This is a genomic window from Bacillus sp. B4EP4a (assembly GCF_006680105.1).
GTDB classification, from domain to species: Bacteria; Bacillota; Bacilli; order Bacillales; family DSM-1321; genus Peribacillus; species Peribacillus simplex_E.
The window spans coordinates 18335-34113 of record NZ_VHIK01000031.1 but is presented as its reverse complement, the minus strand read 5'-3'; the positions used below and the strand labels follow the sequence as shown (position 1 = coordinate 34113).

General features: G+C 41.3%; 14 protein-coding genes. 3 read left to right on the top strand and 11 right to left on the bottom strand.

What is annotated here, in order from left to right:
- Nucleotides 1-456 precede the first annotated feature (456 nt).
- From FNK51_RS16545 to FNK51_RS16515, 7 genes are all read right to left on the bottom strand, one after another.
- A complete protein-coding gene (locus FNK51_RS16545) occupies nt 457-1599 on the bottom strand; it encodes a mannitol-1-phosphate 5-dehydrogenase (RefSeq protein WP_141994042.1) in 1143 nt (380 codons plus the stop codon).
- 5 nt (nt 1600-1604) lie between these two features.
- The gene (locus FNK51_RS16540) at nt 1605-3695 is read right to left on the bottom strand and encodes a BglG family transcription antiterminator (RefSeq protein ID WP_141994041.1); all 2091 of its coding nucleotides are present in this window, start codon (nt 3693-3695) and stop codon (nt 1605-1607) included.
- Nucleotides 3696-3781: 86 nt separating this feature from the next.
- Entirely contained in the window at nt 3782-5725 is a 1944-nt protein-coding gene (locus tag FNK51_RS16535; RefSeq protein WP_141994040.1) for a PTS mannitol transporter subunit IICBA, read from the bottom strand.
- Nucleotides 5726-5926: 201 nt separating this feature from the next.
- Nucleotides 5927-7219, bottom strand: coding sequence for a CitMHS family transporter (locus tag FNK51_RS16530; RefSeq protein ID WP_098373766.1), 1293 nt, complete (start codon nt 7217-7219; stop codon nt 5927-5929).
- 249 nt (nt 7220-7468) lie between these two features.
- Complete coding sequence (locus FNK51_RS16525) at nt 7469-8350, bottom strand: helix-turn-helix transcriptional regulator (protein ID WP_141994039.1); 882 nt, start codon at nt 8348-8350, stop codon at nt 7469-7471.
- A 135-nt stretch (nt 8351-8485) separates the two neighbouring features.
- Nucleotides 8486-9175 (bottom strand): response regulator, encoded by a 690-nt coding sequence (locus FNK51_RS16520; protein WP_098373764.1) that lies wholly within the window; start codon nt 9173-9175, stop codon nt 8486-8488.
- 11 nt (nt 9176-9186) lie between these two features.
- A complete protein-coding gene (locus tag FNK51_RS16515; RefSeq protein ID WP_181762278.1) occupies nt 9187-10764 on the bottom strand; it encodes an ATP-binding protein in 1578 nt (525 codons plus the stop codon).
- 172 nt (nt 10765-10936) lie between these two features.
- On the opposite strand from FNK51_RS16515, the gene FNK51_RS16510 reads away from it, so the two are divergent.
- On the top strand, nt 10937-11302 hold the full coding sequence (locus FNK51_RS16510) for a hypothetical protein (protein WP_141994037.1): 366 nt from the start codon (nt 10937-10939) through the stop codon (nt 11300-11302).
- A gap of 35 nt (nt 11303-11337) precedes the next feature.
- On the opposite strand, the gene FNK51_RS16505 is transcribed toward FNK51_RS16510, so the two are convergent.
- Nucleotides 11338-11757, bottom strand: a complete 420-nt coding sequence (locus FNK51_RS16505) for a collagen-like protein (RefSeq protein WP_286178746.1) — start codon at nt 11755-11757, stop codon at nt 11338-11340.
- Nucleotides 11758-12430: 673 nt separating this feature from the next.
- Nucleotides 12431-13339 (bottom strand): DNA-3-methyladenine glycosylase family protein, encoded by a 909-nt coding sequence (locus FNK51_RS16500; RefSeq protein ID WP_141994035.1) that lies wholly within the window; start codon nt 13337-13339, stop codon nt 12431-12433.
- Between the two features lie 169 nt (nt 13340-13508).
- Between FNK51_RS16500 and FNK51_RS16495 the strand changes: the two genes are divergently transcribed.
- Together FNK51_RS16495 and FNK51_RS16490 are read left to right on the top strand one after the other, a co-directional pair.
- Nucleotides 13509-14105 carry a bifunctional transcriptional activator/DNA repair enzyme AdaA gene (locus FNK51_RS16495; protein WP_483296124.1) on the top strand — a complete coding sequence of 199 codons (597 nt, stop codon included), beginning with the start codon at nt 13509-13511 and terminating at the stop codon, nt 14103-14105.
- Nucleotides 14095-14619 carry a methylated-DNA--[protein]-cysteine S-methyltransferase gene (locus FNK51_RS16490; protein ID WP_141994033.1) on the top strand — a complete coding sequence of 175 codons (525 nt, stop codon included), beginning with the start codon at nt 14095-14097 and terminating at the stop codon, nt 14617-14619. The genes FNK51_RS16495 and FNK51_RS16490 overlap by 11 nt, the downstream gene beginning before the upstream one ends.
- Before the next feature lie 60 nt (nt 14620-14679).
- Here the strand turns inward: FNK51_RS16490 and FNK51_RS16485 are convergent, their stop codons facing one another.
- Both FNK51_RS16485 and FNK51_RS16480 read right to left on the bottom strand, forming a co-directional pair.
- Nucleotides 14680-15123 (bottom strand): DUF2690 domain-containing protein, encoded by a 444-nt coding sequence (locus tag FNK51_RS16485; protein ID WP_181762279.1) that lies wholly within the window; start codon nt 15121-15123, stop codon nt 14680-14682.
- Between the two features lie 84 nt (nt 15124-15207).
- The gene (locus tag FNK51_RS16480; protein ID WP_141994032.1) at nt 15208-15681 is read right to left on the bottom strand and encodes a YjfA family protein; all 474 of its coding nucleotides are present in this window, start codon (nt 15679-15681) and stop codon (nt 15208-15210) included.
- Nucleotides 15682-15779 lie beyond the last annotated feature (98 nt).

The following is a 15779-nucleotide window of genomic DNA, read 5'->3' as shown; positions in this document are numbered from 1 at the left end:
ACGGCTCTAAACCCGTGAGTAACAGCTTAAATCTCGTGCAATACCCGCAAAATCTTGAGTAAATTCAACCAACTCGTGTTTGAACACCAATTCACGAGTATTTGTGCCAAACTCACGAGTAAACGCTCCAAACTCACGAGTAACGGCTCTAAACCCGTAATTAACAACTTAAATCTCGTGCAATAGCACCCAAAATCTTAAGAAATAACAACTAACTTTTGATTTACTGCACTAATTCGCATTTTGTAAAACCTAATCTCATAAAAAAGCTCCTTTCAAACAAATCATAATGATTACGATTTATACCTTAAATAAACCCTCTTGTCTTGACTGTCTTTCATTATAAAACGTAATGATTACTGTTTACAAGGTTTTTTTAAGAAGTTTATCTGATATATAATTGTCTTTTTGATTAAGAAAAAACTCCTGAAAAAAGATTTCAGGAGTTTTCGGCTTTTATTTCAAGTTGTTGTAGTGGTTGATAACTTCTTTGGTTATTTCGCTATTTTCGTCCAATCCGCTAACTTCTTTAAGTGCTGTAGCTATACCGTGTTCTTTGATCATCGTTTGCAGTTTAAGGGCTTCTTCATCTTCGTTAAAATCAAAGAGTAAAGCGGCGGCTATCGCTTTCGCCAGATTAGTATAGGAAAGTCCGGCTTTTTTAGCTTCTACGGCAGGGCGCACGAGGCGGTCGTTTGGCCCGAGCTTGCGCAGCGGTGAACGGCCGACTCTATTCACCGAGTCATTCAGGTAGGAGTTTTTAAATCGATTAATGATTTTTTCGATATACTGCTGATGCTCATCTGCATCCAAACCGTATTGCTTTATTAAATAAGCGCCCGTTTCCCCTAGGGTTTTCTTGACTTGCTCTACAATGCCTGCGTCCTCCAATGATTGGTCAATCGTCGATTTTTTATTTTTGAGATAACCGAGGTAAGCAATGACGGCATGTCCTGTATTAACGGTGAACAGTTTTCTCTCAATGAACGGAGCGAGTTCTTTTACAATGGTCATCCCTTCCACGGCAGGAATGCTTTCATTCGTTTCAACGACCCATTCATAATAAGGTTCCACCAAAACATCGAGTGATCCTTCGTTATTTTGGATAGGAACGATGCGATCGACTGCTGAGTTAAAGAAGTATACTTTATCGGCTAGTTTTTCTTTTGTATCTTGATCCAAGTTTTCTAGAATGTAGTCTTCTAAAAGGTCTGTTGCCGATATTTGGTTTTCACAAGCGATCACATATAATTTTTCATCGGTTTCCTTTACCCTTGAGGCTAATCCTTTTGCAATTAAAGGCGCGATATGAGGCAAAATATTGGGACCGATAGCAGTAGTGAGGTAGGTTGCTTCGGAAATTGCTTTAATGATTTCCTCTTCCTGCTTTAAGCTGTTTAAACCCGAAACATTTTCTACTGTTACGGCTTCTTGTTGATCAGTAGCCAGTTTGACTTGGTATTGCTTTTTATCATTTAACTGATCGATGATTTGATCGGCTATGTCCACAAAAGTCACATGATATCCAGATTGTGAAAAGAGTGCTCCGATAAATCCTCTTCCAATGTTTCCTGCACCGAAATGTACTGCTTGTTTCATTACAATCATCCCTTTATCAAGTTAGTATATAAATAATCCAAAAATATGGCTTCCAGCCTTCTGTTAATCATTTCCTCGTCCGAAGATGAAAAAATCATGATGGATTCATTGCTTTCAATTAAGCTTGAGCTTATTAAGCTGACGATTTCCTGCTGCTTCACACTCAATTCTTCAGGTGCCAGCATCAGCAGTAAATTTTTCATATGGACTTCATTTCCATCCATACCTTTGACCAGTCGATATTCCTCCAGGTGGGCCACCTGAAATATCAGTTCTTTCACATTCTTGTGTCTCGTATGGAAAAGGCCCATTCCAGTGCCAGGAATGCCTAAACCACCTTTTTTTTCCCGTTCGTTCAAGGATTCGATTACATCATCCGCACCCATTAGCAGTGATTCATTTTCAGCCATTCTGACCATTTCTTCGATGATCTCTGGATGTCCTTTAAGATGCGGCAGCCGATAAAACCGGAAATTATCCATGATTGACTCGATGCTCTGCTGGGCATCTTTCAATTCCTGCAGCACTTCTTTCAATTCGCCATCCTCTTTTTTGGTCACGGTATCCTTATGGGCTGAATGACTGCCATAACGCTTATTCTTCGTGAAGTTTTCGATATTCTTCCTTAAATAATTCCTGATGTTCAATATATTCTCTTCACTCAAAAGAGGGGATACAAGAATATAATCACTATCGATATACGGAAGCCGGACGGTAGAAATGATCACATCATAGTTTTTCAGGCTGCCCTGCTGCTGGATGTCTTTGATCGTCTTGATTTCTACAGTCTCGATTTCGATGATTTCTTTTTTGATCCGGCTTGCAAGCATCTTCGACGTGCCGATACCTGTCGGGCAAACGATGAGTGCCCTTATTGATATTTCTTCCTCCCGCAGCACTAATGCAGATCCGAAATGCAGGACGATGAAGGCTATTTCATCTTCGGGAAATTCTTTTATTTCTTTGAATCCCTTTTCCAGACTGGTCTTTACTGCCAAAAAGAGAACCGGATACTTTCGTTTAATATCTTCGGTTAAGGGGTTGTACAATCCCATTTCCTGTTTGATCCGGAAAAGCGATGGTTCCATATGGGCAAGGAGCCCTTGATACAATGGGAAATCCTTGGTCAAATCGATTTGCAGTTGTGCCGAAACATCTTTTATCAGGTTTCTTATCAGCTGGCCAAGCAACACACTGTCATATGGAACAGCATCCGCCGCATGAAGCTTGGAACCTTTAAGGATGGCTGCCAGGTAGCTTATATCATCGATTGTAAAAGAGACTTCCAGCATGGTGCTGAGTTCCTTGCCTATTTTATTCATGAGATTATTCTCATCGGAAAGTTCGCTTATTTTCTTGAAGTCCTTCTCCAAAAAAAATTGGCTTTCATTCCTTTGCAGGGTTACATAAATATGTACAATTAACCCTATATACCCGCTATCCGCCAATCGAGAATGGACACTGTTAAAAGTGGAAAACAGCACCCCATCGATAGCCAGAAGATATTCGGGATCGAAATAGTCGAGGATTTTCGCTTCTGGGAATTTTCCTTCTTGCAACAAAAATAAACTTTCAATCAGCTCTTCATTAAAAAAGTGCAAAAAATAGGCGGCCTGTGCTTTCCGTTTATTTTCTTCAGTGCCTGCAAGCTCTATTCCGACTCCCCTTTTTCTCGTAATCACGATATTAAAATTCTTTAACCATTCAGTCAGTTCGTCCAAATAGGTTGTAAGAGTCGTAATGCTTATACCGAGATCCCCCGCAAGAACTTGAGTTTTATATGATTCTTCCTGCAGTAAAGCTAACAGGAGATGCAACTTTCTTTCTTGTGGCGTTTGATCGATTGGATGATTGCCCATCAGGTGCTGTACAAGCCGAAAGACTTGTTCATTCTTCCCGTCGATGGTCAGTCCCTCATGTGTATTGCGTGTTAAATGCAACTCAAATGATTGCAGGATTTTTTCTATGGACTTCAGATCACGTTGAACAGTCCGGACACTAACATTCAATTGTGTCGCAATGGATAAGGCTGTATGTTTTCCAGAAGTTTTTATGATCAACTCTATGATTGATTTTTCCCTTGAAGTAATATACATGCTACCAACTCATTTCTGGTGGAGTAACACGAGAAAATACTGAATAGAAAAGCGTAAAACGCTTTTCTATTCTTGGTTAAGTTTATTTAATTATTTCCGACATTTATAATATCCATCAATTCCCTGGCTGATGTGGCTTTAACCATCTTTTCGATATTCTCCATCTCAGAGCAGGTAACTGCAATGCCAGATAGAATTTCAAGATGTGTCCCGTCCTTGCCGGCAATGCCGAATATCAATCGTGCCTTTTGGCCGTCAAAGTCGACTCCATCAGGAATTTGTAGAACGGTAAATCCAGATTTAAGGACATCTTTCTTAGCTTCCTCGGTTCCGTGCGGAATGGCTACATCATTCCCCATATAGGTTGAAGTCAATTCATCACGGGCAATCATTGCTTCAATATAGCTTTCCTTAACGTAACCTGCATTGACCAAAGCTCTTCCCGCAAAGCGGATCGCTTCTTCCTTATTGGCGAATTGTTGATTAAGGAAGACGTTTTCTTCGCGAAGCAATTCATTATCATCCTGCTCATCAACGTTGATGCCAGGCTCGATTGAATGTTCACGAACACCGGGAACCTTCTCTTCAGCATCTTCGACGATTTCATGCAGCTCATCGGTGCCATCGTCCTGAAGCCGTGCAAGCAATGAATCGTATTCAGGGCTCGATAGAAAATTATCTACGGATACATGATAAGCATTCGGCACTTTATTCTGTGCCCTTGGAGTTAACTCTTCCTGTGTTATGACGATTTGTGCATCAGCAGGAATGTTCGAAATCGCCGTATTGGTCACGGTGATATTCAATCCGGCTTCCTTCACCTTCTTGCGAAGCAGCGAAGCTCCCATCGCACTTGACCCCATCCCAGCATCGCAGGCAAATATTATTTTGCTGACGTTCGTTGGCAACGTTCCCGGATCTGAAGCGAATACATCGGCAACAGAGCTTTTCTTGCCTTTCATTTCTTGCATTTTTTTCGCGGCATCTTCAATATTCTCTTCAGATTGCTTTCCTGTTTTCAGGATGAATGCACCGACGATGAATGAAACAAGGGCGGCTACGATCACGCCTGCAAAGTTAGCAATATATGCGCCCGCATTATGCGGAGTTACTGCTGTAATGGCAAGTATGCTGCCTGGAGAAGCAGGAGCGAACAATCCTCCGCCTAGTAGGACCAATGTGAAAACCCCACTCATGCCTCCAAGAATGACGGCTAAAAATAACATCGGCTTCATTAGGATATAAGGGAAATAAATTTCATGGATCCCGCCGAAGAAATGAATGATGGCAGCTCCTGGAGCCGATTTCTTCGCAGTTCCCTTTCCAAAAAAGCAATAGGCAAGCAATACGCCGATACCCGGTCCAGGATTCGATTCCAGCAGGAACAGGATTGAAGCCCCTGTTTGTTTAACTTGCTCTACACCGATTGGTGATAGTACACCGTGATTGATGGCATTGTTCAAGAACAATACCTTGGCAGGCTCGATCAGGATACTTGTCAACGGCAGTAAACCTGTACCGACAAGCCAATCGACTCCTGCTACAAGCCAGCCTGTAAATACGTCTACAGCAGGCCCGATGGCCAAGAAGGATAGAATGGACAATAAGCCGCCAATTATCCCCGCTGAGAAATTATTAACAAGCATTTCAAAACCGGCTTTTATTTTCCCTTCAATCAATTGATCGAATTTCTTGATGACATATCCGCCGAACGGTCCCATTATCATGGCGCCAAGGAACATCGGGATATCAGATCCGACGATGACGCCCATTGTCGCAATGGCACCGACTACGCCGCCACGGTGGTCATGGATTAGCTTACCACCCGTATACCCAATTAAAAGCGGCAGTAAAAACGTAACCATCGGTGTAACCATTTTGGCAAGGCTTTCATTTGGCAGGAAACCAGATGGGATGAATAGGGCAGTGATTAGCCCCCATGCTATGAAAGCTGATATATTCGGCATGACCATTGAACTTAGAAAGTTACCGAACTTTTGAACTGCAACTTTTATATTAAAGTGAGCCATTTTGCACTCTTCCCTTCATATTAATATAGTTTCCTTTAATCTTAAGGTACGTACCTTCCGCATTCAATAAAAGTAAAAGCTAACTTTGTCGCGAAAGAGAAGACAAACATAATGTATCTCACTTTTCCAGATTTATTCAGTGCTTGATAAAGACAAAAAAGAGTCCCGTTCGCATCTTGGCGAACGGGACTCTTTAGGGCTTTATAGCGGGATGATTCCCAATAGGACACATACCACTATCATGACAAGCGTCGATCCGCATGCCCATTTCAGGAAGGTACGCTGCAATGCACCGAAATCTTCCCCTACCATTCCAACCAATAGATAGGTAGATGGAACAAGCGGGCTTAATAGATGGACGGGCAACCCTAATAGTGAAGCTCTGCCGATCAGGGCAGGGTCAATTCCATAAGCAGCTCCCGCTTTAGCAAGCAATGGGAGCACACCATAATAAAATGCATCATTAGACATGAAGAACGTAAAAGGTGCTGAGATGATGGCTGTGATGACAGCAAAATGCGCACCCATTTGTTCTGGAATATGCTGAATCAAAGAGTTTGCCATGGCATCGACCATTTCCGTACCGGCAAGGATTCCAGTGAAGACACCTGCTGCAAAAATCATCGAAATTACAGATAAAGCATTGTCCGCATAGTTTGCCACACGCTCTTTTTGATCACTAAGTTTCGGATAATTAACCGTAATGGCAATGGCAAAACCTATCATGAACAGAACCGCTGAAGGCATAAGTTCCATAATCAGCGCCACCAGCAATGTAAGAGTCAATGCGTAATTGAATATAATCATTTTAGGACGCTTAAGATAAGCATCTTCCGTTGCAGCCGCTTGCTGTGCCATAACATGATAATCGACTTCTATGATCCCGATCCTTTTTCTTTCTTTTTTACCCAGGCAATATGCCATGAAAAGGACGAACAGGACTCCGCCGATCATCGCTGGGATGACAGGAGTGAAAACATCGGACATTTCAAGTTTTAAAGCGGTCATCACCCGTGCTGTAGGGCCTCCCCAAGGAAGAAGGTTCATGACTCCAGATGACGAAACGGCAATACCGGCCAATACAAGCGGTCTCATACCAATCCGTTTATATAGCGGAAGCATGGCTGAAATCGTTATCATATATGTGGTTGTACCATCTCCATCCAAGGAAATCAGCAAAGCCAGAACTGCCGTGCCGATCGCAATTTTCACTGGATCTCCTTTTACAACTTTAAGTATCGTATTGATGATCGGATCAAAAACGCCAGCATCGATCAAAATGCCAAAGAAAAGGATCGCAAATAAAATCATGATTCCCGTTGGCGCAACGTCTTTGATCCCTTCCAGCGCCATCTCACCCATTTTACCGCCAAACCCGCCAATAAGTGCAAAGGCACTTGGTACTGCAATCAAAGCTATCATGGCTGAAAGTCGCCCTGTCATAATTAAAATCATAAACGCTACTATCATTAAGTATCCTAATAAAGCGAGCATATCAATCACTCCTTATCTTCTAATAAGGTAAATTGTATATGAAATCGCTTCATTTGTAAGCGTTCTCAATTTATTGTGTTTTAAAACTATTTTGTTATTTTTGTTCATTGTGTTCACGGAAGCGATTTTTCGAGGCTGAACCGGCGCCACTCCCCGGGTTGAATGGCGGGTTCTTTAAAGAAATGATTGCAATTATTAAGAAAACTTTGACTATATCTTTATCGCCGGCAAAGGCATGCTACTGCGCATTTATTCTTCAAAAGATAGATTTGCCGGTCCATCCAAGAGGTCACTTCCGTAATCTATATTGGTCGTTGGTGTATCTTTACTGACTTCCTCGAATTCCAGTTCATCGATCCATACTTTGCCACGCCCTGAAAGAAGGACCCCGAATGAAATGATTGCACTGTTTTCAGGTACATCCAAGATAATATAATAATGGTTCCATTCCGTATCGTTAACGATGGGCCGATTCCCCATATTGTCAAATTGCAAAACATCATGAAGGGCATTATCCACCCTCATCCATAAACCACAAAATCCATCAACGTCTTTTGATTTTATAAAACCCGACAGTTTCATTCTTTTACCAAGGTAATTTTCCGCCTTGAATTGTTGCATCATCGTTGCAAATTCCTCCTTGGATTCCGCAGTGACGGATTTCAGGTAACCTGATGCCTGGCCTTTATGGAATGTCTCCCGGTCAATTCCCATTTTATAATTGAATGGATGACTCCCGCTTAAATTCCACCCTTTTAATAATTGTTCGTTTTTCATCGTCATTTCCTCCTTTTGCAAGGTTAATTTACTTACGAGTTTCCGATATTGCCCTGGCGGCAGTTCATAATATTTCTTAAATGAACGAGTAAAGGATTCTTGTGTTTCAAAGCGGTAATAAAAAGCAATGTCGATTATTTTTTCATCTGTATAAAGCAGCATGTTAGCTGCATTGGCGATCCTTCGATATCGAATATATTCTGATACGGTCACGCCAACCTCCTTGTGAAAAATACGATGATAATGAAATTTTGAAAAACCTGCGAATCGTGCGATGTTCTCCAAGGACAATTCCTCTTGTAAGCTATTCTCTATATATTCAATCGTTTCTTGGATGATGGGACTGTATCTCATTTCCGAACCTCCTTAAGAATAAGATAACAGATTAAAACATCGTTTTTTTGACATATATTGCTTTTTTTGAAATCTTTCAATTCTTGCATGCATAATAAAAACACCTCCAATCTTGAAGGTGCTTCACACTTAATTCTATTGAATTTTATAATATCTTCGCTCAGGTCTTCCCACTACCCCGTATACGACTTCCGCTTTACATTTCTTTACGGATATCAAATATTCCAGATAGCGTCTCGCGGTTGTCCTGGAAGCGCCGATCTGTCCGCTCACTTGCTCAGCAGACAAACCGATATCGCTTGCTTTAAGTACCTCGATCACTTTCGCCAAAGTGATTTCGTCGACCCCTTTCGGTAAGGCCGGCCCATCGTTCGTTTCCGCAATCGCAGTTCCCTTATTCAAAATGAGATCAACAAAATCCTGATCTATCTCTTGTTTGGATTTCATCAGATGGACTTTCTTCAGATACTCTTCGATAACTTGGTTGAAACGCTTCATTTCCACTGGTTTAATTAAATAATTCTCTACACCATAGTGAAGCGCCTTTTCAAGTTGGTCTCTATCCGTTGCCGCGGTAATCATGATGATATCCACATTCGGGAACTTTTTCCGTATGTCCGGAAGAAGGTCTGTACCAAGTTGATCCGGCATATAAACATCAAGCAAAAGCAGATCCGGGCTTTTTTGCTCCAAGATCCGAAGCGTTTTTTTTGCATTGACAGCTTTTCCGACCACTTCTATTTCATCAAAGTTTTTTAAGAATTTTTCATGGATATCCGCTACACGAAAATCATCTTCTGCGATGACTGCTCTTATCTTCAGCATTCTTTCCCTCCTCACTGTTCTTTAGGAAGATACACGGTGAATATGGTGTTTCCATCCTCGCTGTAAACTTCGATGATGCCGCCCAGCTCTTTGACGACATGATCAGCATTCGAAAGTCCATAACCACTCGGACTTCCGCTGTTTTTCGAAGTGAAACCCCGATCGAAAATATGGGCGATGGCATCCTCAGGTATTCCTTTTCCGTTATCACTCACTTCAAATACCATATCATTTCCGATATCTGTGGCAAAAAATTTCACGAGCGGCTCTTCCATGCTTGAAACCGCTTCAAGTGCATTATCGATAATATTGCCTAGAATCAATGTTAGTTGTGACAATTTTATATGATCCGGCAGTTTCTCTAGGTAACTTTGTGCGTCTATTTCAAAGATGATCTTCTTCTCCGATGCTTTCCCTATCTTTCCAAGTAAAAGGGCTTGTACCTTTGTATCTTTTATCTGTTCGAACACGACACGGTTCAGGGAATGCAATTCGGATGTTTCGCTTTGAATCATATCTATTGCTTCATCATATTCGCCTAATTGTATCAAACCTGAAAGGACGTATAGTTTATTGGTGAACTCATGGGTTTGTGCCCTTAAATCCTCTGAATGCATCTTCACTTCCGATAATGTGTTGACCATTTCCTCAATTTCCGTTCGATCACGGAACGAAGCGACAACACCGCTTACCCCTTCACTATCGAAGATCGGCGTACAATTGACGATAACGGATTTGTCTTTCCATGAAATCTCCTTATCCACTTGCGGTTCACCGGACTTCAGCACTTCGAATAAATATTTCGAAGGAAATAGGCCATCCACATTCAAATGGCGAACGGACTCTTGAATATCCAGCAATTTTTTTGCCGGCTGATTCATCGAGGTAATCAACCCCTTTTGGTCAATGGCCAGAATCCCTTCTTTCACCGATTGAAGCACTGCATTTTTTTCTTTATATAAATTGGCGATTTCAAATGGTTCCAGCCCCAAAGTATCTTTACGTATGCTCCTTGCCAGCATATAACTGCCAATGATCGATATCATGATGGCCACTAACGATACAATCATCTCTTTGGACAAGTCCTTGAAAATTTGGGCGCGGACATCGTCGACTAAAAAACCGACGGAGACGATTCCAATTATTTTTCCATCCGCATCGAATACCGGTGACTTCCCCCGAATGGAAAGACCGAGGGATCCTGCCGCTTCGGAAACATAATATTCGCCTTCCTGAATGGCCCTGGCATTATCCCCGCCTTCCATCCGCTTCCCAATTTCGGAAGCAAGCGGATGGGAATAGCGAATTCCCTCTTTATTCCCGACAACGATGAACTCAGCCCCTGTTTCCCTGCGGATCTTTTCGGCAATCGGCTGAATTGTCCTAGCGGGATCATCCGTTTCAAAGGCCTCTGTAACTGTAGGCATGAAGCTAATCGTCTTTGAAAGTTCCAACGCCAATTGACCTTTATCCTTCGCTATTTGCCTTCCTTCCATATAGGAAAAAGTAGTCGTCAATAAAATAATCAAAAACAGGCTCAACGATAAGACTAACCCGAGAATCTTGGTTTCAATCGATACTTTCCTCATATTCAACAGCATCCTCTATTTTCATTTTCATTCACTAAATTTTATAGGAGCATAATGATTTTACCATTTCTATTAAATATTGAACATTGTTGGCCTTTTATTTCTCCACATTCAAAAATGAAAGGATTTAAATAACAAAATAAGGTATAATTTAACAAAAAAGGAGTGCGAAATGAATTTCTTGATTCCTTTTCAAATGATTTATATGATCATCATCACCCTTTTGCTTATTAATAATTTTTTTCCAGTAAGTTTTCTATCTCATATCGTTTCACCCGAGGTACTTCTTGGAGTTATGATCGGTTTATTTCTCAGTGTCCTATTTAAGAAAGATGGTCACACCGATCATGATGTGAGGATCAAGGCGCAGTTGTTTTACACCATGTATCTCCTTTCCCTAGTCGGAGTGTTGACCGCTTTAGGGGGTCGATCAACGATAGGCATTTCCCTTAATGATCTTTTTCTTTGGATAGTGCTGCTTCTGTCTTGCTGCCATACCTTTTCGTATTGGAAGAAAGCAAAACAATCTGAAACATAAAATGCTCAAAGGAAACATCTCCTTTGAGCATTTTTTCAAAAACAGCTAAATGAAATGATTTGTCTTGTATCGATACCAAAAATCGTCCAGAACCTGCCATTCCACCTGAAGCCGGCAACAGAACGCGGACCGACGAAAATGGGGTAATACCAGAAACTCGCACCATTGTTTAGCCATATAAAAGTATTCCTGAACAGACAAAACGAAATGGCACCTGGATCTACGGCAAATGTTGAAGCCGATTGCTGTTGAGGGATAAACGCTGGCGGGGGAGCTGTTGGTGCTTGCGAACTCGGCGGTGGTCCTGGTTGACCTGGAAATTGAGGCGCACCGGGAAAACCGGGTTGGCCTGGAAAGCCCGGTGATCCTGGTATGCCTGGAATGCCGGATAGACCGGGAAACTGCCGTTCAAGAAAAACTTGATCTTCATAATGATACGTTGGGTACATATACATGGTCATTCACCTCTATAAGATTGAATGTAATAAGTTATGATATATGGACTCAAGGTGTTTGGGCAGGAAATGCATTTATCTCCGAATAGAGATATATCGACGAATTCTATAGTTTTATCTCCGAATTTAGAGATATATCGACGTAATCTATAGTTTTATCTCCGAATTTAGTGATATATCGACGAATTCTATAGTTTTATCTCCGAATTTAGAGATATATCGACGAAACCTATAGTTTTATCTCCGAATTTAGGGATATATCGACGTAATCTACTGTTTTATCTCCGAATATAGATATATCGACGAAACCTACTGTTTTATCTCCGATTTTAGAGATATATCGACGAATTTTACTGTTTTATCTCCGATTTTAGAGATATATCGACGTAATCTATAGTTTTACCTCCGAATTTAGTGATATATCGACGTAATCTACTGTTTTTTCTCCGAATTTAGAGATATATCGACGAAACCTATAGTTTTATCTCCGAATTTAGAGATATATCGACGTAATTTATAGTTTTATCTCCGAATTTAGGGATATATCGACGTAATTTATAGTTTTATCTCCGAATAGAGATATATCGACGAAACCTATAGTTTTATCTCCGATTTTAGAGATATATCGACGAATTTTACTGTTTTATCTCCGATTATAGAGATATATACGAAGTCAATATAGCAATCTCCATAAATAGAAGGTCGCATAGGATTCCCAATCGGCCCACGCTTCCGATAGTTTCAGGATTTCCGCTTTCGTTGGTTTTGCTTCCGTTTCCATGACCAGTTTCATGGAATTATGCAGCCCGACGTCATCGATGGGAAAGGCTGCGGGAAAACGCAAACAGCGCATCAAGACATAGTTCGCTGTCCACGGACCGATTCCCCGTATTTTGGTCAGCATTCTTTCGGCCTCTTTTACATCCTTTGCATTTAACAGCTTTTCTATAGTAAGTTCCCCTTCTGCAATCAGTTGAGCAACTCCTATTAAGTATTCACACTTCTTCACCGTCATCCTCAAATCGGCAAAATCCTCGACCGTCAATTTCGCGATCACATCAGGCTTTGGAAACAGCCAATATTGCTTTCCTTCGAATTCAACAAAATCACCAAATCCCTCCACAAGCCTCCGTTTCAAGGTATAGGCATATGTCAAGTTAATCTGCTGTCCAAGTATTCCCCAGGCAATCGCTTCAAATAAATCCGGGATGCCCATATTTCTCAAACCGAAGAATTGGCTTACCGGCTTGTGCAATAAAGGGTCATTTTGGGCCAGCTCATAAAAAGGAAGCAGGTTTGTCTCAAGATCGAACCAATGACGAACGTATTGGGAAACACCATCCTTTACCTGATTATCCATCGGTGCAGTTCGTCCTGGAAACCGAACGGTCAGTTTCGTTTCATCCATCGCACTGATTTCCACTAGGAGTGTCTCGTTTTCGACAACAAGTGCTCGATAAATTTTTTGATCAACAATATTGAACAGACATTCATTGGAGGATCTTGATAGGTATTTAAGATTTTCCGAAAAACTAAACTCCTTTGGTGCATGAATCCTCAATTCAAGCATGCCTTCATCCATTGATAATGTCCTCCTTTGTCCTATTCTCTTTATTCTAATGAAAAATGGATACGTTATCTTGCGCTTTCATTCAACTCCCTTATTTTAACATTTCGTTATCTTGCTTTTATATTATCAATATGTTTGTATATCACCCCTTTCTTGTATACTAAAAACAGAGGTGAATATGTTGAATCCAAAAAAAGCAGATTTCCCGAATGAATATTGGAGAGCTATTATAGATTGTGATGCAGCATATGATGATTATTTTTTATACGGAGTAATTACGACGGGCATCTTTTGCAGGCCCTCCTGTAAATCCAGGGTGCCTAATAAGGAAAACGTGAAGATTTTCAAAAATGCCATGATGGCTTTGGAAGAAGATTTCCGGCCTTGTAAACGATGTAAGCCGGAAGGATTGAATTTGCCGACAGAAGAATGGGTTGAACAAATTGCCGAATGGATCGACACCCATTACAGCGAACCTCTCACACTGAACATATTGGCGGATATTTCCCACGGCAGCCCCTATCATTTACAACGATCATTCAAGCGTGTGAAGGGGATATCGCCCACTGAATACATCCAAAGCCTACGCCTTGAAAAAGCAACGTGGCTGCTGGAAAAGTCCGGACAGCCGATAAATGAAATAGGCTTGGCTGTCGGGTTCTCCAGTACACCCTATTTCATGACGCTATTCAAAAGGAAAATGGGGAATACTCCTTCAGAATATCGGAAAGCTTATCTCAAAACTCAAGCTTTGGAGCGTGAAGAAAGTGAAGAATGATAAAGAACAAACCATTGATTGGGCCATATTGCATTATGATAGGTGGCAGTTATATGTGGCCAAAACGGAAAAAGGGCTTTGCTATGTAGGCTCTCCCGGTCAAACGTACGGGGAACTGGAGTCTTGGCTACAAAAACGCTTTCCAAATGCGAGACTTTTTGAAAATGAAACAGCATTGACACCCTATCTAAAAGAACTCCAAGAATATTTCGAAGGGACCAGGCAGACTTTCTCTCTTCCGACAGATGTAAAGGGCACGCCCTTTCAACAAGAAATTTGGGCAGCGCTGAATCAAATACCTTACGGAAAAACCTGTTCCTATTCCGATATTGCCCAAATCATCCAAAGACCTGCAGCTGTTCGGGCTGTCGGTACGGCCATTGGTGCCAATCCTGTTCTGATCACGGTACCATGTCATCGGGTTATCGGAAAAAACGGGAACATTACCGGTTACCGTGGAGGTACGGAGATGAAACAATATCTACTTCATTTGGAAGCGGAAATGAAAGTGTGAGTACAAACTGACCGCAAAAAAAAGCATCCGACCATACGGATGCTTTTTTGCCTTTGTTTTTTAGTACCAAATGGTCACAGCTTTATTATATGCATCACTATTAGGGATTGCATGTATCCCTTGGGCCTGTGCCTTACGCGGGTCATAATCATATACCATTGGTGTATAGCACGAGATCTGCCCTTTGTTCACAACACCATTGCCCCCAGAACTGGCACATGTATAGGCCTTACCATCAGTACTTCGGACAATCCTGGCGTCCGCTTCATGGTTGTATACGGCGGGGCGTGTCACGGTCACTTTTGCCCAGGCGGTTTTACAGACAGTGCTGAATTTCAATTCTACGTACGAATTTGAATCGATCCATTTTTTATCCTTCGTTACCGCCGAACTTGCACAACTATTATAGAATGGACTTTTTCCATCATAAGTATGTGTTTCGGCCAGAGCCTGATTTTTTCCAAACCCAAAGTCGACAAGAAACATCGACAGTGTCATCACCATGGATAAACCTATCATTTTAAGCTTTTTATTCAATTCATTCATCCTTTCTTTCCATAAAAATAGATGAAGGCTTTTCCTTTTTCATTAATACCAGCCGGTTTCACCTGCTGTATATGGCCAAAAAGCGACCGCTTTTGCTTTTCGCGGATCTAAATCATATACCATTGGTGTATAGCAAGTCGTTTGACCTTTATTTATTTCACCATTTCCTCCAGGAGATGCACAGCTGAATTGTTTATTATCAGTATTTCGAACAACCAATGCCGTTGCCTCCCCATCCATTTTAGCCGGTCTGCTAAGAGTTATCTTTGCCCAAGCCGTTTTGCATGTTGTGCTGAATTTCAACTCCAAATTGGCAGAGCCGCCGTTGGCATAAATTTTCACGGACTTCTTCGTGACTGCGCTATTCGCACAACTATTATAGTAAGGACTTTTTCCATCATAGGTGTGTGTTTCTGCTGATGCTTTGCTGGCAAAAAGATCAAGGGAGCCAAAAAGGACTAAAGAAGCTACAAAAAATGAAATGCTTAAAACCATTTTTTTCATTATTTCACTCATCCCCTTTACAAAATTTGTACACTGTTCATCTTACAATTTTGTCATATTCTTACAAGTGATAAATTCCCTAGTTCATGAAAAACTACATAAACCTCCTT

Bases quoted from the DNA above. Each gene is read 5' to 3' on its own strand.
- FNK51_RS16530 (WP_098373766.1), bottom strand. From the start codon at position 7,219: ATGCTCGCTTTATTAGGATACTTAATGATAGTAGCGTTTATGATTTTA.
- FNK51_RS16535 (WP_141994040.1), bottom strand. From the start codon at position 5,725: ATGGCTCACTTTAATATAAAAGTTGCAGTTCAAAAGTTCGGTAACTTT.
- FNK51_RS16515 (WP_181762278.1), bottom strand. From the start codon at position 10,764: ATGAGGAAAGTATCGATTGAAACCAAGATTCTCGGGTTAGTCTTATCG.
- FNK51_RS16500 (WP_141994035.1), bottom strand. From the start codon at position 13,339: ATGGATGAAGGCATGCTTGAATTGAGGATTCATGCACCAAAGGAGTTT.
- FNK51_RS16540 (WP_141994041.1), bottom strand. From the start codon at position 3,695: ATGTATATTACTTCAAGGGAAAAATCAATCATAGAGTTGATCATAAAA.
- FNK51_RS16510 (WP_141994037.1), top strand. From the start codon at position 10,937: ATGAATTTCTTGATTCCTTTTCAAATGATTTATATGATCATCATCACC.
- FNK51_RS16485 (WP_181762279.1), bottom strand. From the start codon at position 15,123: ATGGTGATGACACTGTCGATGTTTCTTGTCGACTTTGGGTTTGGAAAA.
- FNK51_RS16505 (WP_286178746.1), bottom strand. From the start codon at position 11,757: ATGTATATGTACCCAACGTATCATTATGAAGATCAAGTTTTTCTTGAA.
- FNK51_RS16525 (WP_141994039.1), bottom strand. From the start codon at position 8,350: ATGAGATACAGTCCCATCATCCAAGAAACGATTGAATATATAGAGAAT.
- FNK51_RS16520 (WP_098373764.1), bottom strand. From the start codon at position 9,175: ATGCTGAAGATAAGAGCAGTCATCGCAGAAGATGATTTTCGTGTAGCG.
- FNK51_RS16480 (WP_141994032.1), bottom strand. From the start codon at position 15,681: ATGAGTGAAATAATGAAAAAAATGGTTTTAAGCATTTCATTTTTTGTA.
- FNK51_RS16545 (WP_141994042.1), bottom strand. From the start codon at position 1,599: ATGAAACAAGCAGTACATTTCGGTGCAGGAAACATTGGAAGAGGATTT.